At 70.7% G+C, this 19,239-nt stretch carries 14 protein-coding genes and 6 pseudogenes; 10 read left to right on the top strand and 10 right to left on the bottom strand.

Annotation, left to right across the window (positions count from 1 at the left end):
* Positions 1–99 precede the first annotated feature (99 nt).
* Together RV986_RS49490 and RV986_RS49485 are read right to left on the bottom strand one after the other, a co-directional pair.
* The gene (locus tag RV986_RS49490; RefSeq protein WP_475923657.1) at positions 100–600 is read right to left on the bottom strand and encodes a VOC family protein; all 501 of its coding nucleotides are present in this window, start codon (positions 598–600) and stop codon (positions 100–102) included.
* A 39-nt stretch (positions 601–639) separates the two neighbouring features.
* Positions 640–840 (bottom strand): hypothetical protein, encoded by a 201-nt coding sequence (locus RV986_RS49485; protein WP_475923656.1) that lies wholly within the window; start codon positions 838–840, stop codon positions 640–642.
* 170 nt (positions 841–1,010) lie between these two features.
* Here RV986_RS49485 and RV986_RS49480 point away from each other — a divergent pair.
* A protein-coding gene (locus RV986_RS49480; protein WP_475923655.1) for an IS3 family transposase occupies positions 1,011–2,248 on the top strand; the annotation gives its coding sequence in 2 pieces (ribosomal slippage) (positions 1,011–1,284 and positions 1,284–2,248; 1,239 coding nt in all).
* A gap of 29 nt (positions 2,249–2,277) precedes the next feature.
* Here the strand turns inward: RV986_RS49480 and RV986_RS49475 are convergent.
* A pseudogene (locus RV986_RS49475) lies at positions 2,278–2,810 on the bottom strand (transposase); the annotation flags it as partial.
* A 433-nt stretch (positions 2,811–3,243) separates the two neighbouring features.
* Here RV986_RS49475 and RV986_RS49470 point away from each other — a divergent pair.
* Positions 3,244–3,975 carry a dienelactone hydrolase family protein gene (locus RV986_RS49470; protein ID WP_475923654.1) on the top strand — a complete coding sequence of 244 codons (732 nt, stop codon included), beginning with the start codon at positions 3,244–3,246 and terminating at the stop codon, positions 3,973–3,975.
* A 34-nt stretch (positions 3,976–4,009) separates the two neighbouring features.
* On the opposite strand, the gene RV986_RS49465 is transcribed toward RV986_RS49470, so the two are convergent.
* Complete coding sequence (locus RV986_RS49465) at positions 4,010–4,279, bottom strand: hypothetical protein (protein WP_475923653.1); 270 nt, start codon at positions 4,277–4,279, stop codon at positions 4,010–4,012.
* 519 nt (positions 4,280–4,798) lie between these two features.
* Here RV986_RS49465 and RV986_RS49460 point away from each other — a divergent pair.
* Positions 4,799–5,747, top strand: a pseudogene (locus tag RV986_RS49460) (IS701 family transposase); the annotation flags it as partial.
* A 477-nt stretch (positions 5,748–6,224) separates the two neighbouring features.
* A complete protein-coding gene (locus tag RV986_RS49455; RefSeq protein WP_475923652.1) occupies positions 6,225–6,764 on the top strand; it encodes a GNAT family N-acetyltransferase in 540 nt (179 codons plus the stop codon).
* A 59-nt stretch (positions 6,765–6,823) separates the two neighbouring features.
* Here RV986_RS49455 and RV986_RS49450 read toward each other — a convergent pair.
* Positions 6,824–7,013, bottom strand: a pseudogene (locus RV986_RS49450) (aldo/keto reductase); the annotation flags it as partial.
* A 338-nt stretch (positions 7,014–7,351) separates the two neighbouring features.
* Here RV986_RS49450 and RV986_RS49445 point away from each other — a divergent pair.
* The 3 genes and pseudogenes from RV986_RS49445 to RV986_RS49435 form a co-directional block, all read left to right on the top strand.
* Positions 7,352–7,504 (top strand): annotated as a pseudogene (locus tag RV986_RS49445) (phosphoadenosine phosphosulfate reductase domain-containing protein); the annotation flags it as partial.
* Positions 7,505–7,693: 189 nt separating this feature from the next.
* The gene (locus RV986_RS49440) at positions 7,694–7,867 is read left to right on the top strand and encodes a hypothetical protein (RefSeq protein ID WP_475923651.1); all 174 of its coding nucleotides are present in this window, start codon (positions 7,694–7,696) and stop codon (positions 7,865–7,867) included.
* A 96-nt stretch (positions 7,868–7,963) separates the two neighbouring features.
* Positions 7,964–8,419, top strand: a pseudogene (locus tag RV986_RS49435) (transposase); the annotation flags it as partial.
* Positions 8,420–8,509: 90 nt separating this feature from the next.
* On the opposite strand, the gene RV986_RS49430 reads toward RV986_RS49435, so the two are convergent.
* On the bottom strand, positions 8,510–9,163 hold the full coding sequence (locus RV986_RS49430; RefSeq protein ID WP_475923650.1) for a class I SAM-dependent methyltransferase: 654 nt from the start codon (positions 9,161–9,163) through the stop codon (positions 8,510–8,512).
* A 97-nt stretch (positions 9,164–9,260) separates the two neighbouring features.
* Positions 9,261–10,100 carry a TioE family transcriptional regulator gene (locus tag RV986_RS49425; protein WP_475923649.1) on the bottom strand — a complete coding sequence of 280 codons (840 nt, stop codon included), beginning with the start codon at positions 10,098–10,100 and terminating at the stop codon, positions 9,261–9,263.
* A 68-nt stretch (positions 10,101–10,168) separates the two neighbouring features.
* On the opposite strand from RV986_RS49425, the pseudogene RV986_RS49420 reads away from it, so the two are divergent.
* Positions 10,169–11,370 (top strand): annotated as a pseudogene (locus tag RV986_RS49420) (erythromycin esterase family protein).
* 21 nt (positions 11,371–11,391) lie between these two features.
* Here RV986_RS49420 and RV986_RS49415 read toward each other — a convergent pair.
* From RV986_RS49415 to RV986_RS49405, 3 genes are all read right to left on the bottom strand, one after another.
* Complete coding sequence (locus RV986_RS49415; RefSeq protein ID WP_475923648.1) at positions 11,392–12,417, bottom strand: alcohol dehydrogenase; 1,026 nt, start codon at positions 12,415–12,417, stop codon at positions 11,392–11,394.
* A gap of 162 nt (positions 12,418–12,579) precedes the next feature.
* A complete protein-coding gene (locus RV986_RS49410) occupies positions 12,580–12,762 on the bottom strand; it encodes a hypothetical protein (protein WP_475923647.1) in 183 nt (60 codons plus the stop codon).
* A gap of 135 nt (positions 12,763–12,897) precedes the next feature.
* Complete coding sequence (locus RV986_RS49405) at positions 12,898–14,349, bottom strand: serine hydrolase domain-containing protein (protein WP_475923646.1); 1,452 nt, start codon at positions 14,347–14,349, stop codon at positions 12,898–12,900.
* 239 nt (positions 14,350–14,588) lie between these two features.
* Here RV986_RS49405 and RV986_RS49400 point away from each other — a divergent pair, with 239 nt between their 5' ends.
* Positions 14,589–17,864, top strand: a complete 3,276-nt coding sequence (locus RV986_RS49400) for a family 78 glycoside hydrolase catalytic domain (protein WP_475923645.1) — start codon at positions 14,589–14,591, stop codon at positions 17,862–17,864.
* Between the two features lie 96 nt (positions 17,865–17,960).
* Positions 17,961–19,184, top strand: a complete 1,224-nt coding sequence (locus RV986_RS49395) for a 4-hydroxybenzoate 3-monooxygenase (RefSeq protein WP_475923644.1) — start codon at positions 17,961–17,963, stop codon at positions 19,182–19,184.
* Positions 19,185–19,239: the final 55 nt, after the last annotated feature.

The following is a 19,239-nucleotide window of genomic DNA, read 5'->3' as shown; positions in this document are numbered from 1 at the left end:
CGGCCGTGCGCCTGACCGACGATCGGGCGCTGAACAACGACCGTGCGCCGAACGACGACCGGGCGGCGAGCGGGTCCCGTGCGAAAGGGCCGGACCCCCTCAGCGCACCGAGGTGCCGTACATCTCCCCCAGCGGCTCGGCGAGCAGTTCGACGCGGGCGCCGTCGGGGTCGCGGAAGTAGAGCGAGGTCCCGCTCTCCTCCTGGTACTCGACCCCGGCGGCGCCGAGCCGTTCGCGCAGCCGCTGCCAGGTGGTGGGGTCGACGGAGATGGCGAGGTGGTGCAGTCCGCCGAGCACCTCCGTGTAGGGGCCGAGGTCAAGGCCGGGGAAGTCGAAGAAGGCCAGCAGATTGCCGTTGCCGATGTCGAAGAAGAAGTGGGTGGAACCCTTGTAGTCGCGGTTCTCGATCACCTCGGTGAGCGGGAACTCCAGGACGCCCTGGTAGAAGCGCACGGTCCGTTCCACGTCCGCGGAGAGCAGTGCCACGTGGTGCAGTCCGCGCGCGGAGCTCGCGGGCCGGTCCGAGGTCAGGTGGGTGTCCCGGATGCGTGCACGCTCCGCCTCGATCGCGGCGAGGTCCAGGGGGTTCAGGGCGCTCATGAGAGACTCCGTCCGCAGTTCAACCACTTTGTCTTCACCCTAGACCTCCAGGCTGCGGGCGGGCCACTGCTCGGGGTCGGCCGGCTGGAACAGGCCGGCGGTGACCGCGACCAGTCCGCTCCAGCCCGTCTGGTGGCTGGCGCCGAGACCGGCGCCGGTGTCGCCGTGGAAGTACTCGTAGAACTGCGGCAGGTTCTGCCAGTGCGGGTCCGTCTGGAACTTCCGCTGCGTCCCGTGCACGGGACGTCGGCCCGAGTCGTCGGCCCGAGTCGTCGGCCCGAGTCGTCGGCCCGAGTCGTCGGCGAGGAAGGTGGCCGTGAGCCGGGCGGCGATCTCCCGGGCGACCTCGTGGAGTGTGAACCGTTCCGGGTTTGATCGAGGCTCGATCTTTTGGAAGGATCGAGTCCGTTATGGCGAAGCAATACCCCAAGGAGCTCAAGGAGCGGGCCGTGCGTCTGGTCCTGGAGACTCGTGATCAGTACAAGACCGAGTCCGCGGCGATCCGCTCGATCGGAGCGAAACTCGACATCGGGCCGGAGTCCCTGCGGAACTGGGTGCGTCAGGCCGAAGTCGACGCCGGTGCCCGGACCGGTACCACGACCGGGGAATCCGCCCAGCTCAAGTCCCTCAGGAAAGAAGTCGCCGAGCTGAAGCGGGCGAACGAGATCCTGAAGGCTGCGGCGAGTTTCTTCGCGGCCGAGCTCGACCGGCCACACACACGCTCGTAGCGTTCATCGACGAGCACCGGGACCGCTTCGGCGGAGTCGAGCCGATCTGCAGGACGCTCACCGAGCACGACTGCAGCATCCACCCGTCCACCTTTTACGCACACAAGAAGCGCATGCCGTCGGCCCGCTCACTGCGGGACGCGGAACTGGCACCGCTCATCACCAAGATCTACCGCGACAACTACAGCGTCCACGGAGCCCGCAAGATCTGGGCCGAACTGAAACGGCAAGGACATCAGGTGGCCCGGTGCACTGTCGAGCGCCTGATGAAGGCCGAAGGCATCACGGGAGCGGTGCGCGGGAAGAAGGCCGTCACCACCAGGGCGGACAAGGAAGCAGACCGGGCCCCGGACCGGCTGGGCCGGCAGTTCGTGGCCAGCACCCCCAACCGGGTGTGGGTCGCCGACTTCACCTACGTGGCCACCTGGTCGGGCACCATCTACGTCGCGTTCGTCGTGGACACCTTCTCCCGCCGGATCGTCGGCTGGTCCGCCGCGACGAACAAGCAGACGCCGCTGGTACTGTCCGCACTCGAAATGGGCCTGTGGCAACGTGACCGCGCGAACACCCCTGTCATCGCAGGGGAGTTGATCCATCACTCCGATGCCGGATCGCAGTACACCAGCTTCCGCCTCGCCGCCCACCTGACCGCCGAACAGATCGCGGCGTCCATCGGCACCGTCGGCGACGCCCTCGACAACGCACTGATGGAATCGACGATCGGCCTGTACAAGACCGAGCTCATCAAGCCTCAGCGGCCATGGAAGGCCCTCAGCGACGTCGAGTTGGCCACGGCGGAGTGGGCCGACTGGTACAACCACCGCCGACCCCACGGTGAGATAGGCCACGTCCCGCCAGCCGAATACGAAGCCGTCTATTACCAACAGCAGCCAAAACTGCAGGCCACAGCCACAATCTAGAGTCTCTACCGAATCCGGAACGGTTCAGTCGGGGCGCGGTGGACGGCTTCGACGTCGGTGCCGAGGGTGGCGCCGTGGTCGGTGGCTTTGGTGCGGTAGCCGGTGTCGGTCCAGGCCTTGTGAGGCGTGGGTTCGCGGCGGCGATCCGGGAGAGTAGGTGGATGCCGCCGGTGTTGTCGGAGTTGCCGGCGGTGGTGGCCCATACGGCCGGCGGCAGGCTGAGGGTGTCGACGCCGGGGTGGTGCTTGCGGCCTGCGATCTTCTTGCCTGCGTCGATGCCCTGGCCCGCGGCCGGGACGTTCGCGGTGGTCTTGACGCTCTGGGCGTCGAGCACACAGGCACTCGGCTCGGCGTCCCCGCCTTCGGCCTCCCGCACCAACTGACGCAGGGGACCGTTCATTTGGACGAGGATGCCGTCCTTCTGCCAGGCGGCGAAGTATCCGTAGACGGTTTCCCACGGCGCGAAGTCGTGCGGCAGGTAGCGCCAGGCGGCCAGGGCGGGCTCTGTCAACTCCCAGCGGGCATCGGACAGATTGCTGGGACACGGGCGCTGTCGCGTCATGTTTCGGTACTACCGTCGCGACCCTCGTACCGACAGGGCGCACATGGGTTTCAGTAGGGGCGCCTTGAGATCAGACAAGATCGAACGGACGGAAACGGGCCCGCACATAGCGTCAACAGCATCACCTGACACACGAGATATCCCTAGCCCCACCACTCCTGAATCGACCGGACACCCAAAGAGCTACCAAACACCCTCCCCGGAACAAAACGCTCGTTTAGGCGAGTAACTCCCTGGCATCCGGCCACGGAGTCTCCGCAAAAACCCGTTGGCGGACCACGGCGACCACTGCTACTTTTCCGGAGGCCGTGCGAGAGAACGAGGAGGTGGTACCCGTGAACACAGTATCGACATGGGTGCTCCCCTTCGGGGTCACGGTCGGGCGATAGGTCGTCCGGGAGCGCCACACTGCGCACTCCCGAAAGGCACGACCATGCACTTCACTTCTGAACAACGCCTCGATGACGGCGTCCTCGAGCGCGAATTCACCCTCGGCGAGATTCCCGGCATCCTGTGGACGCCCGGATCCGCGTCCGCACCGGCGCCGCTGATCCTGCTCGGCCACCCCGGCGGACTGCACAAGATGTACCCCCGGCTGGCGGCCCGGGCCCGGCACTCCGCGGCGGAGGGCTTCGCCTCGGCCACCATCGAGCTCCCCGGAAGCGGCGACCGGCCCCGTTCCGCCGTCGCCGAGCAGGCCCGCGCCGACCTGCGCCGGGCGCTGGAGGCCGGCGAGCCGGTCGACGACGACATCGTGGACCGGCTCGTCCTCCCGCTGGTCGAAAAGGCGGTCCCGGAATGGCAGACCACCCTGGACGCCCTCCTTTCGCTGCCCGAGATCGGTGGCCCGGTCGGGTACTCGGGGGGAGTGATCGCCATCGGGACCCGGCTGGCGGTGGTCGAGCCGCGCATCTCGGCCGCCGTTCTGTTCGCCGGGAGTTTCGTGCCTCGTTCCATGTTCGAGGAGGCCCGGCAGGTCACCATTCCGCTGCACGTCCTGCTCCAGTGGGACGACGAAGGGAACGACCGGCAGACTGCCCTGGACCTGTTCGACGCCTTCGGCTCCAAGGAGAAGACGCTGCACGCCAACATGGGCGGGCACACCGGCGTCCCGCAGTTCGCGGGGGACGCCGCGGCCCAGTTCTTCACCCGGCATCTGAGCTAGCCGCGGGCCCGCCCCGCCGCCGGGCCAGTAGACGCTAGGCGGTGTCGGCCAGCACGCCGCTCATCGAGGACAGGTCCCGGCCCTCCTCGATGGCGGTGGCCGGCAGATACACGACCGCCCCGATCGCGGCGGTACCGGCCATCGGCGGTACCGGCCGGTCGGGGCGGCGCCCGGCCACCAGCGCCTCCATCAGCTGGGCCCACGCCGTGAGGCACTCGGCCCGTACCTTGCGGATCGCCGGGCAGGCGACCGACTCGACCACCAGCGCCCGGGCCGGGGTTGGTCCGTATAGCCCCCCCTTCACCGGGACGGTTCGCGGAACACCTATGCGGAAGACCCTGACCTGGGGCTCCGTTCCCTTCGGCCGGTGTTCCGTTGAGGGATCCCCTTACGGAACACCTCGGCAGGTCGATCGGCGGCGCTGTCCTTGAGCGAGCACGCTGACGGCCGACCACACCCCATCACGATCCGTCCGGCCGCGTCGCCTGCCGGCCGTCTGCGAACCAGGCGCAACATGGAGCACCACGCCAAAATCCACACCGAACGCTGGCCACTACCGGACCCGCGCCGATCAGGCCCGGTCCGCCGCCACCGACCGCGAGTTCGCCGACCTGCTCGCCCCGTAACACCGGGTGTGAGTAGTTGAGGTACAGAATGTGCCACTTCCAAGGACGGGAAGATGTCGGTGGCGGTCGCGCCCCAGTACTGATGCTGTTGGCAAATCCGCCGCGGGGAACACTCTCCCCGGAAGCCGTGAGCACTAGATCGATCTAGTGCTCACGGCTTCCGGCACACATGCCGCGGAGCCGACGTGGCCGACCGGGTTGGCCAACAGCATCAGTACTGCGGCGCTTTGGGCAAGCAGGCCAACTGCCAGCTCGCGGTGAGCGTGCACGCGGTCTCCGACACCGCGTCCTGTCCGCTGCAGTGGCGGTTGTTCGTGCCCGGGGAGTGGGCGCACGATGCCGTACTGCGGCAGAAGACCGGGATACCGCAGGAGGTCGGGCACCGGGAGAAGTGGCGCCTGGCCCTGGACACCATCGACGAGCTGGCCGGGTGGGGTCTGGTGCCGCCGGTGGTGGTGGCCGACGCCGGTTACGGGCAGAACGCCGACTTCCGGGCCGGCCTGAGCGAGCGGGGCATCGGCTATGCCGTGGCGGTCCGTTCGGATATGACCGTCCACCCGCACGGCCCCGAGCCCCTCACGCCGCCGTGGTCGGGCAACGGCCGCAAGCCGCAGCCCCGCTACCGGGACAAGCCGTCCCCGGTGGCCGCGCCGGCGATGAGCCACGGACGGACGGCATTCCACGAGGTCACCTGGCGGCAAGGCTCCCGCGGGCCGATGCGCTCGCACTTCCTGGCCGTGCGGGTGCGGCCCGCCGGCGTCAGGGCCCGCCGTCTGGCCCAGGCCGCCGCAACCACGCAGGGCGACTGCTGGGACGGTGTCCTGCCCGAAGTGACGCTGCCGGCCGAATGACCCGAAGGCTCCGAAGCACCCAGCGACTACTGGCTGTCCAGTCTGTCCGCCGACACCCCGCCGGCTGAACTGGTCCGCCTGGCCAAGATCCGCCGGCGCATCGAGCACGACTACCGGGAACTCAAACACGGCCTCGGCCTGGACCGCTTCGAGGGCCGTTCCTGGGCCGGGTGGCATCACCACGTCACCCTGGTCACCGCCGCCCACGCCTTCCTCACCGAACAACGCCCGGCCCCAAGCCGATACAGCCAACTCACCCTCTACCAGATCCTCGACACCCTCCAAGACCTGCTGAACTGCTGGACCGGCACCTGCACCACCTGCCACCGCCCCCTGCCCAGAACAACCACCACCAGCCCAAACCCAAGGGCCAGAGCAACCTAACGGAGTTCTGCTAGACCTCTGAGATTCCCTGCTACCGCGCGTCTCAGTTGATCAAGTCGACGCAGGTCTCAGCCACGGCCTCGGAGCAGATCATCTAAGACGGGATAATTCGACCGGGGGGCGGAGCGACGGGTGCGGGTCAGCGCCCTTCGCCGGGGTGCGCCTTCGCTGCGGGGAAGGGGCGTTGGACGGCGGCGACGCGGCGGTCGGCCGGCTGCATGGCGCGCCCTTGCGGGTCGGTGCCGGCAGTGAGGCCGGGCTGGTTGACCCACGAGGTGGCGACCGGCGGTAGTGGGCGGCTCGGCCACCGCATGGCGCGCCGCGCTGGCCGGGCGGCAGTCGAGAGGAAACCTATTTCCAGCGCCTCTCGCGCTGTTAGCCTGCGCGCATGTCAGACCTGGGGCCCGTCGCCTGGCCGCCTGAGCCCATGAGGACCGAGAGGCTCGTGCTCCGTGAGCCCGAGGCCCAGGACCGTGCGGCGTTCATCGAACTGCTGGCGTCGCCAGAGGTGCACACCTACCTCGGCGGCCCCCGGCCGCGTGACGAGCTTGAGCGCGAGATGCCCGGGACGCCCGAGCGGTGGCCCGGGAGTTTCGTCGTTGATCTCGACGGGTCGATGATCGGCCAGATCCTGCTCAGGAGAGCAACGGGGCACCGCCGCCCGGCTGCCGCGGGGAAGGCCGATCTCGGCTACCTGTTCCTGCCGCGGGCGTGGGGATTCGGGTACGCCGCCGAGGCGTGCGCGGCGGCACTCGACTGGTTCGACGGCGTCCTTCCCGGCGAGCCGGTGGTGCTCACCACCCAGACCGCCAACATCGGCTCGATGCGCCTCGCGGCAAAGCTGGGGTTCACCGAGGTAGAGCGGTTCCAGGCCTGGGACGCCGAGCAGTGGCTCGGCCTGCGGTCCCCGGACACGCCGTCCGCTTGAGCCCAAGGTCGCCAGGTCGGGTAGCCCGAGGGAGTCTCCCCCTCGGGCTACCCGACCTGGCGCGCGTGCACCCACAGAATGTCCAGGTGGTCGGTGCGGAGCCGGCGCAGCGACGCCTCTACCGCCTGCCGGAGGTTCTTGCGGTGGTTGCCGACCGCGTTCACATCGCCCGCCCGGGTTCTGAAGGATGGACTCCGAACTGCCGGCGGTATAGGTGGTCGCGGTGTCGATGAAGTTGCCACCTGCGTTACGCCTACGGCGAGGGGACCACCTGGACGGAGGCCGCCGCGGCCGCCGGCGCCGTCGACCCAGTGGCCGTCGGTGAACGGGTCCGGCACAAGAACAATCGGCTGACCGCCGAGCAGGCCCGCCGTACCGCTCTGCGGCGCGGCGGCCCGGCGGCGCCCTGACCCCGGCCGCACGTCCCGCCCGGGGTCCCGGTTGCCCGCACCCGCCCGCCCGCCCGCACGTGACGCCGTCACGCATGGGCGGGTTGCGCGACTTGCCTCTCTCCGCCGCAGCCTCCCACCACCCCGACCCGGCCAGGCGAAATGCGCAGCTTAGAGCCTTGAAGGGTCGCTTCGGCAGAGAAGCGGCAGAAGGTCAAGGTCTCCCCGATCGCCCGCTGGACGCAGGACGACGTGGACGCGTATGTCGCCGAGCACGGCGTACTCACCAACCCGCTACTGATGGACGGCTACGCCTCCGTCGGCTGCGCGCCCTGCACCCGCCGGGTGCTGTAGGGCGGAGGACGCGCGCGGAGCCGGATGTCACCCCCCGTTTTATCGCTTGCCGCGCTAACCGTCCGCGAGCGCATACTCCCGGTCCTGTCGGAGCCTTCACCCCGCGACGCAAGAGGTGAGAGCCGTCCACGCTCCCGGTCCGCATGCGAGACACGCATGCCCGAACCCGAAGGGAACCCTCTCCCCATGTCCACGCTCGCCCTGCTCGTCGTCCTGCTGCTCGTCCTGGTCGGCGGCATCATCTTCAGCGGCCTCGCCTATCTGACGCACCGCCACCCGTCATACCGCGAGCCCCTGCTCATCGGTCTGACCGGCGTGGCGGTACTCGCCGCCCTCGTGACGCCGATCGTCACCCGATGAGCCCGGGGCGGGCAGCGGCCCGGGCCGTCGTCCGGTACCGGACCGAACCCACCATCACGTACGGCCTTCCTCGCGCCCGGCGACATCCTCGCCGCGGCTGGGGGCATCGACGCAGGCAAGAAGATCGCAGGCCGCAAGCGCCACCCCGGCGTCGACGCCCTCGGCCCGCTGCCGGCCGTGTGAGTCACCGCGGCCGGCATCTCCGACAACACCGGCGGCATCCACCTGCTCCCCCGGATCGCAGCCACCCACCCCAGGATTACCAAGGCCTGGACCGACACCGGCTACCGCACCAAAGCCACCCACCACGGCGCCACCCTCGGCATCGACGTCGACGCCGTCCACCACGACCCGACCGCGAAGGGCTTCAAGGTGATCCCGCGACGCCGGGTCGCCGAGCGGACCCTCGGCCGGCCCATGCACCACCACCGCCCCACCCGCGACTACGAAACCCACCCACACCCCTCCGAAGCCATAATCCGCCCCGCGATGATCGACCTCATGAGCAGACGACTGACCCGCCAATCCACCCCGAACTGGCGCTACACCTGACTTCGAACCAAACACTTCCCCGGGACAAAACGCTCTCCCAGAAACGGGCACTCACCGCACGGCTCAGGACGCTTCTGCGGTTGCGGGTTCTCAGCCTCGGGTGGTCGGCGGTTCTGCGATGCCGATGAAGTTCCAGCCCATGGAGCGGATGCGGACCGACCACCCCAGCGCTGTGAGGTCGTTCGTGAGGGTCGGGGCATCGTGGAACACCTTCACGATGCGGTGCTGGCTGCCGTCATCGAGCCGGCGCAGCGCCGCCGGGGCGGGCTGGTTCGCGAGGACTTCCTCCTCTGCGGCCGCGGCGGGGCCGTCGTCGATGAAGATCGCTTTACCGCCCGGCGCGAGCGCGGCGGCGACGGTGTTCCAGAAGTCGGGCAACCTCGCCGGCGGGACATGGGAGAGCCAGAAGGCGAAGAACACGGTGTCGTAGCGTCGTGGCGGTTGCCACTCGAACAGGTCGGCCTCAAGGAATTGCACGGTGGGGGATGCGGTGCGCGCACGAGCGAGGTCCAACACTTCGGTTGCCGCGTCGACAGCCGTCACCGACTGCGCCCGCGCCGAGAGCCTCCGGGTCCACTGGCCCGTTCCGCAGGCCAACTCCAGCACATCCCCGGCAATCGGGAGGTCATCGACAACGGCCAGTAACTTCTGCAGGTCTTCGTACTCTGCGTAGGGCCGGTCGTATTCGGCCGCGCCGGCCCTGTAGTAGGCCATCTGCTCTGCCAGGAGAGCGTCGTCGTCCAATGCAGGTTCCTCTCCTCCGCGTTCGGTCAGGACCAAGCGCGCTCAGCTCGCCGGCTGGATCGCCACAGACACTGTCGGCCTTCACCTATGGGGAAGGTCAAGAGCCATGAGTGCCTGGGGACCCTCCTCGCCCACCGACCTCGCGCCCGCTGCCGCTGCCACTGCCGGTGGAGGAACCACGCCAGGGGACTGCGGGTGGGCCAGTTACTGACTTCTCGCGGAGGTACGTCTCCAACTCGGCGGCCCCGGCCAGCATCGCGCGCCCGCGAGCGGACAGCCGACCCTGCCAGTCGCGCAGGGTGGCCTCCAGCGGCTCCGGCCCGCCGGCCGCCCGCACCTGGGCGATCAGCGGGGCGATCTGCTCCAGCAGGTAGCCGCCACGCCTGAGCTGGTGCGCCAGCCGGGCGTCCCGCACGTCGGCCTCGTCGTAGACGCGGTACCCGGTCCGCGGGTCGCGGCGCGGGCGCACCAGCCCGGCGCGCTCCCACTTGCGCAGCGTCGCGGGCCGGATGCCGAGCTTTTCTGCCAGCGGCCCGATGAACCCGCCGGCCGGCCCGGACACTGCGTCGGGCTCGGACGTCGCGGTGGGCTCCAGGCCGCGGAGGGCGCGCTCCACGGCCTGGAGGGTCCGCCGGTCTTCGAGGAGTTGGGCGTGGCTCTCGTCGATGAGGCGGAACGCCTCGTCGACCGCGCCCTGGTTCACCGCCCGCATGATCGACGTCGCCGTGCGGTGGCCGTGGCCGGGCACCAGGGCGAGGAACGCGCGCAGAGCCTGCGCGTGCAGCGAGGTATAGGTGCGATAGCCGTGGGGTGTGCGACCGGCGGCCTGAAGGATGCCGGCCTCCTCGTAGTTCCTGATCGCCTGCGTGGACAGACCGTGCCCGCGCGCCAGATCAACCGGCCTGAGCCGCTCACCGTTTTGAAGGTCTCGCCCCATGAGACCGACGATATCGCAGGATATCGCGGGAAAGTTTCAACCGAAGGTTCAACGATACCGTTGAAGGCATGGCCACTGACATCAAGGACACCGCCCATGCCGTCGAGGCTGCCGCCGTCATGAGGCTGCTCCCGGCCCGGCCTCGGCTGCTCGCCCTGGGCGAGCCCACCCACGGCGAGGACACTCTGCTCGACCTGCGCAACGAGCTCTTCCGGCAGCTCGTCGAGCAGGAGGGCTACCGGACGATCGCGATCGAGAGCGACTGCCTGATGGGCCTGGTCGTGGACGACTACGTCACCTCGGGCACGGGCACTCTCGACGAGGTCATGGAGCACGGATTCAGCCACGGCTGGGGCACCTCCGCGGCCAACCGCGCACTCGTGCGCTGGATACGGGCCTACAACGACGGCCGGCCCGCGTCCGAACGGCTCCGCTTCGCCGGTTTCGACGGCCCGCTGGAGATCACCGGCGCCGCGAGCCCCCGGCAGGCCCTCACCGCACTCCACGGCTACCTCTCGACCCAGGGGGACGCGGACCTGCTCCCCTGCACCGGGACACACTCGACCGCCTGCTCGGCACCGACGCCCGATGGACCGACCCCGCCGCGATGATGGACCCGGCCCAGTCCGTGGGGCAGTCGGCCGAGGCCGGTCGGCTGCGGCTGCTCGCCGACGATCTGGTGGCGCTGCTCGACGCGCAGACGCCGCACCTGATCAGGGCGACCTCGCGGGACGACTGGGACCGGGCGTGCCTGTACGGGCGCACCGCCACCGGCCTGCTGCGCTACCACTACTGGATGGCCGACACCTCGCCGAGCCGCCTGACCCGGCTGGTGGGCCTGCGGGACCAGATGATGGCCCACAACCTCCTCGCCGTCGCCGACCGGGGCCCGGCACTCGTCCACGCCCACAACGGCCATCTCCAGCGGGCCAGGAGCACGATGCGGATGGGCAGGATGCCGCTGGAGTGGTGGAGCGCCGGTGCGCTGGTGAGCGCCCGGCTCGGCGAGGAGTACGCCTTCGTGGCCACGGCCCTCGGCACGATCCGGCACCAGGGAGTGGACACCCCGCCGCCGGACACCGTCGAAGGACTTCTGTACGCGCTCCCGGAGGACCGCTGCGTCATCGACGCCCCACGGCTGGCCACCGCCCTGGGCGATACGCCACCCGCGCCTCGCGTATCCGCGTGGTTCGGCTACTCCCCGCTGGACCCGGCCCACCTGGCGGACAGCGACGGGATCGTGTTCGTCAAGGACGTCCCACAGAGCTAGCGGACACGGCCGTACGCACAGTCAGCTCGTGGTGAGCACCATTCGGAAGCGGGCGGCGCCGGAGAGCATCCTCCGGTACGCCTCGTCGGCCTCTTCCAGCGTCACGACCTCGGTCATCGGGCGGATGCCGTGCAGGGCGCTGAACTCCATGGTGTCCTGGATGTCCTGCGACGTGCCGCTGGGGTGGCCGCGGACGAGCTTGCCGGCCATGAGCAGCTGAACCGGGTTGACGCCGAGCGGCTCCATGTCCGCGCCGACGACCACCAGCTCGCCGCGGGGACGCAGCCCGTCCACGGTCGCGGTGATGGCGGCGGAGTTGGCGGCCGTGGCCAGGACGGCCTGGGCACCTCCGAGGGACTGCAGCGCCTCGGCGACCGGGGTGTCGGTCGTGCTGTCGATGTAGTGGTGCGCGCCGAGCTGCTTGGCGAAGTCGGCCTTGTCGGCACCGCGGGCGATCGCCACCGTCTCGAAGCCCATCGCCGCCGCGTACTTCACTCCCAGGTGTCCCAGGCCGCCGATGCCGAGTACGGCGACCAGGTCACCGGGCCGTGCCGAGCTGTGCCGCATGCCGTTGTACACGGTCACACCCGCGCAGGCCAGGGGCGCCGCATCGGCGGCCGCCAGCGCGTCGGGGATCCGGGCCAGCGCGTCCACGGGCACGACCACCTGCTCGGCGTACCCGCCGTCGTACGACCAGCCGGGGACCTTCAGGTTCACGCACACGATGAAGTCGCCCTGCCGGCAGGGCGTGCAGTAACCGCATGCGCCGCCGAACCAGCCCACCGCCACCCGGTCGCCCAGCTGCCAGCCACGGTCCTGCGTCCCCTCGCCGAGTGCCTCGATCCGTCCGGCGACCTCGTGCCCGGGGACCACCGGAAAGGTCACGCCCGGGAGGGCGGCGTTCACGAACATGGTGTCGCTGTGGCACACCCCGCAGGCGTCGACGGCGACGCGTACATGTCCGGGGCCCGGCTGGGGGACCTCACGCTCGTCGATCTCGAACGAACCGCCGGCGGCGGTCACCTGCGCGACTCGATAGGTAGCCATCTGGATCCCTGCCTCGGAGAGTCGGTCTGATCTCGCCGCACTCTGTCCGCAGGTGTTCAGGGTCGGTCGTGACGGGCACGCGAACCGAACGCGCACCGAGCGTCGGCCACATGCGAACCCGACCGGCGGGCCGCTGACGGACGGGGCGCGGGTAGCCTCACGCTACTGCAGGTCACAGCGCTCGGCGAGTTCGCCGTCCGTGACCCCGCCGTCCCGCCGCGCCACCGGGACGGCCGTGAACCACGGCGGTGCCGTCTTCGGCCGGCACGAGCCGCCGCCCGCGAGCCGCACCTCCGTCACGGCCTCGCCGGACACCGTCCCCGACGCCCACCACGGCCGAACCACGCCCACCCGGCACCCTGCCCGCCCGGCACCGCGACGACCGGTACGAGAACACCTTCCGCCGGATCCACCACGCCGGGTCAACCAGGGCCTCCGCCATGCCCCGTGCCGCCCCGAACGGAAGGCCCGCGGCGGCGACTACCGCACCCGGTCCCCCACCGGCGCCCGCAGCGACCGCAGCCGCCCCCCGTGCAGCGGAGTCGTGTGCCAGTGCGCGCCGAACGTGCCGTCCGGCAGCGAACAGGTCACGGTCAGGCGGTGCGGGGTCTCCAGGAACAGCACGTCGACACGGAGGCTGTCCGCATCCGTCCACCCTCCGCTCACCGCCGTGGGCAACGCGTCCCCGTCCACGGTCCAGCCCGTTGCGCCGAGCCGCAGCTCCAGCCGCTCGTCGCCCTCGTGCAGCGACACGCTCCAGCCGCCCTCCCCCTCCGCCGGGACGGCGACCGTGACGCCGGTCAGGGTGCGCTGCTCCGCGCAGTGACCGCCCTCCGGGGCGAACACGGCGCCGGCCCAGGCGTCGGCCCGTCCCGGCGGCCCGGCGTCCGCCTCGACCGGCGGCAGGGCGAGCTGTTCGAGGCGGTGTCGCAGCGCCTCGTCCTCTCCGCCGGAGAGCGGCGCGGCGTCGAACGCCGGAAGAAGGTGCCGCCACATCAGGTTGAGCAGGGCCTGCATGTCCTCGGTCGCGGCGGTCGTCGCGATCACCACGTCGTGCACGGGCAGGACGAGACAGAACTGTCCGAACGCGCCATCACCGCGATACCCGTGCCGCCCCATCCAGAACTGGAACCCGTACCCCTGCTGCCAGTCCGAGAGCGCACCCTGGTCCGTACCGTCCGCGGTGGAGATGTGCGCGCGTGTGGCCTCGGCGATCCATGACGACGGGAGCAGCCGCTCGCCCTCCCAGACACCGTCCCGCAGATAGAACTGGCCGAGCCGGGCGACCGCGTCCGTCGCGGCGTGCAGACCGCTGAAGCCGAGGTCGCGGCCGGACGGGCGCTGCAGCCAGGCGGTCTCGCCGATGCCGAGCGGGTCGAAGAGCCGGGGCCGCAGGTACTCCGTCAGCGACTGGCCGGACGCCCGCTGGACGATCGCGGCGAGCGTGTAGGTGCACGGTTGGTTGTAGGCGAAGACGGTCCCGGGGTCCCGGTCCGGCGGGGTGAGCAGGAAGCCCCGGACGATCTCGTCGCGGTCGCGTCGGGCCGCCGCCTCGTAGGTTTCGCCGAGGTGGCCGCTGGTCATGGACGCGAGGTGCCGTACGAGCATGGCGCGACTGCGCGGGTCGGTGATGTCGGCCTCGAACTCGGGGAAGTACGAGATCACCGGGTCGTCGAGGCGCAGCAGCCCTTCGGCGGCCGCGAATCCGGCGGCCGTGGACGTGAAGCTCTTGCTGAGCGAGTAGAGCAGGTGGAGGCGGTCGGGGGTGTAGGGCGCCCACCAGCCGGAGGCCACGAGGTGTCCGTGGCGCAGGATCATCAGGCTGTGCGGTTCGATGTCCGGCGCGGCCTCGACGGCGTCGAGGAACGCGTGGATGCCCGCGGCGTCCACCCCCTGGGCGGCGGGTGTGCTGACGGGCAGGGGAGCACTCATGAAGGCGGCCTCCGGGCGGCTCGGGCGACGGCTGGAGCAGGGGAACTGCGAGGGGACGGACAGCGGGCTGTGCGGCGACGGTGCGGGACAGTGTGTGCATTCGCCATCCTTCCTCCGGGGGACATCGCCTGTCCATGAGGTACGTGCAGGACCCTTGAGGCCCAAGTGACGTGATGCATAGGATCGTTGCAACCGAATTGAAACGTTTCAATCATCGCTTCACCCTTGAGGGGCGACACATGGCCAAGGATTGGGACCGCCGCGTCTTCCTGCGCAGCTCCGTCGTCGGAGCGGGCGCCTCCGTCGCACTCGGGTCCGGGGGTGTCCATACCGCCTCCGCATCGCAGGGCGCGAGCACCGGCATCCCGCACGAGGACGGCCTGCGCATCGAACGCACCACCGTCGAGTACGCCGAGACCCTCCTCGGCACCGAGGTCGAACACCCCAGACTCACCTGGGAGTTGGCCGCCGCCGGCCGGGGTGCCCGGCAGTCCGCGTACCGGGTGCGAGTGGCGCTCACCGAGCGGGACCTCCGAAAGGGACGCCACCTGGTCTGGGACTCGGGCCGGGTCGCCTCGGACCGCACCGTCGGCATCGCCTACGCGGGGCCCGCCCTACGGCCCCGCACCCGCTACCACTGGCAGGTCAGGGTCTGGGACGGCCACGGCCGGCCGTCGGCGTGGAGTGCCCCGCGCTGGTGGGAGACAACGTTGCCAAAGGACGGGTGGCAAGGTTTCTGGATCGGGGCGGCCGCCACACCCGAGCCGCCCGGTTTCGACGGGGCGTCCTGGATCTGGTCGCCCGGCTCGACCACCGGCTCGGCGCCCGTCGGGCCCCGCTGGCTCCGTACGACGGCGGCCCTCCCCACCGGCGACGAGGTGCGCAGGGCGACCCTGGTGGCCACGGCAGACGACGACTTCACGCTCTACGTCGACGGACAACAGGTCCTGAATCAGCCCCAGCAGACCGACGCCTGGCGCACCGGGCATCTCGCCGACGTCACCGAGCAGGTGCGCGGGGCGAGCGGCGGCCGGATCGTGGTCGCCGCCGTCGCGACCAACCGCGACAACGGATCCGCCAACCCGGGCGGGCTACTGCTCCGCCTGATCGTGGAGACCGGCTCCGGCGACACCGTCGACCTCGTCACCGGGGCCGGCTGGCGCTGCGCCGACAGTGAGCAACAGGGCTGGCAGCAGCCCGGGTTCGACGACGGAAGCTGGCCGGAAGCGGTCGTGCTGGCGCCGTACGGGCAGGGCCCCTGGGGCACGGGTGTCACCATCGCGGTCCCCGAGCGGCCCGCTCCCCTGCTGCGCCGGGAGTTCACCGTCCCGAAGGCGGTGACGCGTGCCCGGCTCCACATCAGCGGACTCGCTTACTACGAGGCCGAGATCAACGGCGTCCGCACCGGCCGTCAGGTGCTCGACCCCGGCTTCACGGACTACGACGAGACGGTCCTGTACGCGGTGCACGACGTCACGGACCAGGTCCGGCGCGGCACCAACGCGATCGGCGTCACGCTCGGGCGCGGCTTTTTCGGCCTGACCACATCCACCGCGTGGAACTGGAACCGAGCGCCCTGGCACGGCGAGCCCCGGCTGCTCGCTCAGCTGGAGATCGACCATCCGGACGGCTCCCGCAGCACCGTCGCAACGGACGGGCAGTGGCGTCTCACCGACGGCCCGACTCTCTCCAACTCCCTCTATGCGGGGGAGAGTTACGACGCCCGAAAGGCACCCAGGGGCTGGACGCGCCCCGGGTTCGACGACCAGGCCTGGCAGCAGGCCCAGCAGCAGAGCGCTCCGAAGGGGGCCCTGCGCGCCCAGGCGCACGACCCGATCGAGGTGGCGGAGACCGTACGCCCCGTCGCCATCAGCGAGTTGAGCGAGGGCGTCCACGTCGTCGACATGGGCCGGACCCTCGCGGGCTGGACCCGGCTGACCGTGCGAGCGGAGGCCGGCACGACCGTGCGGCTGGTCCACGGGGAGCGGCTGAACCCCGACGGCAGTGTGCTCGCCCGCAACGATCTGGCGCCGGGCCGCTGCCAGACGGACGAGTACGTGTGCGCGGGCGGCGGCGAGGACGAGGTGTGGGAGCCCAAATTCTCGTACAAGGGTTTCCGTTACGTGCAGGTCAGCGGTCTGCCCGCGAAGCCCGAGCCCGCCCAGGTGCTCGGCCGGGTGGTGCACACACGGGTGGCGTCGACGGGCACCTTCGCCTGCTCCGAGCCGTTCTACGAGCGGCTGGAAGGGGCGATGCGGCGTACCGTCCTGAACAATCTGCACGGCATCCCGACCGACACCCCCGTGTACGAGAAGAACGGCTGGACCGGCGACGCACAGCTGGGCGCGCCCGTGATGACGTACGCCCTCGGCGTGCACCGCTTCCTGACCAAGTGGCTGGGCGATCTGAAGGACAGTCAGAATGCCGAGGGGCAGCTGCCGGTGATCGTGCCGAGCGGCGGCTGGGGCTATCACGATCTGGCTCCCGCTCCGGAGTGGACGACGGTGTATCCCTTCCTGCTGCGGGAGATGTACCGCGTGTACGGGGACGAGCGCGCGGCCCGCGACCACTGGGCGCCGCTCACCCGCTACCTGGACTGGGAGATCGCGCGGCTCCAGAACGGGCTGGCGGTGACCGCGCTCGGCGACTGGCTGCCGCCGGGTTACGGCGGAATCCCGCCCGAGGACACCAGGCTGACCGCCACCGCGTATCTGCACCGCGCGCTCACCGGCACGGCGGAACTCGCGGACCTGCTGCACGACACCGAGGTGGCGACGCGCTACCGCGGGACGGCCGACGCGCTGAAGGCGGCGTTCAACGCGGCCTTCCTCGGCGCGGACGGGTACTACCGTACGGCGAAGGACCCCGACTACCGCCAGACCAGCAACTGCATCCCGCTGGCCTTCGGGCTCGTCCCGCCGGGTGCCAGGGCGAGCGTGGTCGACTCGCTGCTGGCCGACATATCGCGGCGGGGCAACCACCTCAACACGGGGGCGCTGGGCACCAGTGTGCTGCTGCGCGAACTCTCCGCCCAGGGCCATCCGGAGGTGGCGCACGCCCTCGCCACCCAGCGCACCTACCCCGGTTGGGGATACTGGTTCGACAACGGCGCCGACACCATGTGGGAGATGTGGCCGCTCGACTCCCGCTCCCGGGACCACTACTTCCTGGGCACCGTGGTGCAGTGGCTCTACGAGAACGTGGCGGGCCTGCGCCCGGGCGACGCGGGCTACCGCACCTTCACCGTCCGTCCGGACGGCCGTACGGGCGTGGACTGGGCCCGCACCTCGGTGCACACCGTGCGCGGTGAGGCGGCGGCCGCGTGGTCCGTCGTGGCCGGGACGACCCGGCTGTCGGTGCGGGTGCCGGTCGGGGCGACGGCGGAGGTGCATGTACCGGCGGCGGACCGGGCGGCCGTGACGGCGCCGGACGGGGCGGTGTTCGTGCGCGCGGAGCCGGGGTTCGTCGTGTACACGGCGCCGCACGGGAGGTGGGAGTTCGTGGCACGCGCCTGATACGCGCCGGGGCCCGCGCGTCGCGTCGGCGCAGGAAGTGTCAGGGGGTTGTGCAGACCGTGTCAGGGGTTGTCGGGTCACCGACATAATGCTCGGATGACCACCCCCTCCCCCACTTCCGCGCCGGAGCGGCGCGTCCCCGTCGTCGTCATCGGCGCGGGGCCGGCCGGTCTCACGGTCGCCAACGTCCTGCGGGCCGCGTCCGTCGACTGCGTTGTTCTGGAGGCCGAGAGCCGGGAGTTCATCGAACAGCGGCCGCGCGCCGGGTTCATCGAGGAGTGGGCGGTGCGGGCGCTGCGCCGGCGGGGGCTGGCCGACCGGCTGGTGGAGCGGGCACGGGCGCACAGCGAGTGCGAGTTCCGGATCGACGGCGAGCGGCACCGCTTCCGGTACGCCGCGCTGTCCGGGGACCGGCACTTCGTCTATCCGCAGCCGCTGCTGGTGACCGACCTGGTGCGCGAGTACGCGGACGAGCGCGGCGGCGACATCCGCTTCGGCGTGCGGGACGTGGTCCTGCACGGCGTCGACGGCGACCGGCCCGCGGTGCTGTACACCGACGCGCGGACGGGCGAGCGGCGGCGGATCGACTGCGAGTTCGTCGCGGGCTGCGACGGTGCGCGCGGAGTGACCCGCACTCATGTGACCCCCGATCGCGGCACGGTGGCCCGGCACGACCACGGCGTGGGCTGGCTGGCGCTGCTCGCCGAGGCGCCGCCGTCCAGCGACTGCGTCGTCTTCGGTGTCCATCCGCGGGGCTTCGGCGCGCACATGGCCCGCAGCCCCGAGGTCACCCGGTACTACCTGGAGGTCGCGCCCGGCGAGGATCCGCAGAACTGGTCCCACGACCGTGTGTGGTCGGAGCTCCACGCCCGGCTGTCGGCGGCCGGAGCCCCGCCGCTCACGGAGGGGCGGCTGATCGAGAAGCGTGTGCTCGACATGCACAACTACGTCGTGGCACCGATGACGTACGGGCGGCTGTTCCTGGCGGGCGACTGCGCGCACCTCGTCGCGCCGATCGCCGCGAAGGGCATGAACCTCGCGCTGCACGACGCCCTGCTGCTGGCCGACGCGCTCGTCGCCCACTACGGGGCGGGGGACGACAGCGGGCTGCGCGGCTACTCGGCGGCCTGTCTGCGGCGGGTGTGGGAGTACCAGGAATTCTCCCAGTGGTTCGCCGAGTTGCTGCACGGGCCGTCGTCGGGCGATGCCTTCCGGGCGGGCTCGGCGGGGGCCCGGCTGCGGCGGATCCTCGGCTCGACCGCCGCGGCGACCGCCTTCGCCGAGTCGTACATCGGCAAGGACACCGATCCCCCTCGATAAGGGCGCCGGGAGATGAACCGCCGTGGTCGTCGGGCCGGAAATTTTCGTACGCGTG

The organism is Streptomyces sp. RLA012, assembly GCF_056270325.1.
Note: the sequence above shows the minus strand (reverse complement) of the source record. Positions and strands in the feature narration are given on the sequence as shown.

What these genes read in the sequence shown, in the direction of transcription:
- RV986_RS49455 (WP_475923652.1), top strand. Translation starts at nt 6,225, where the DNA reads ATGTCAGACCTGGGGCCCGTCGCCTGGCCGCCTGAGCCCATGAGGACC.
- RV986_RS49395 (WP_475923644.1), top strand. Translation starts at nt 17,961, where the DNA reads ATGACCACCCCCTCCCCCACTTCCGCGCCGGAGCGGCGCGTCCCCGTC.
- RV986_RS49470 (WP_475923654.1), top strand. Translation starts at nt 3,244, where the DNA reads ATGCACTTCACTTCTGAACAACGCCTCGATGACGGCGTCCTCGAGCGC.
- RV986_RS49400 (WP_475923645.1), top strand. Translation starts at nt 14,589, where the DNA reads ATGGCCAAGGATTGGGACCGCCGCGTCTTCCTGCGCAGCTCCGTCGTC.
- RV986_RS49490 (WP_475923657.1), bottom strand. Translation starts at nt 600, where the DNA reads ATGAGCGCCCTGAACCCCCTGGACCTCGCCGCGATCGAGGCGGAGCGT.
- RV986_RS49440 (WP_475923651.1), top strand. Translation starts at nt 7,694, where the DNA reads ATGTCCACGCTCGCCCTGCTCGTCGTCCTGCTGCTCGTCCTGGTCGGC.
- RV986_RS49405 (WP_475923646.1), bottom strand. Translation starts at nt 14,349, where the DNA reads ATGAGTGCTCCCCTGCCCGTCAGCACACCCGCCGCCCAGGGGGTGGAC.
- RV986_RS49425 (WP_475923649.1), bottom strand. Translation starts at nt 10,100, where the DNA reads ATGGGGCGAGACCTTCAAAACGGTGAGCGGCTCAGGCCGGTTGATCTG.
- RV986_RS49415 (WP_475923648.1), bottom strand. Translation starts at nt 12,417, where the DNA reads ATGGCTACCTATCGAGTCGCGCAGGTGACCGCCGCCGGCGGTTCGTTC.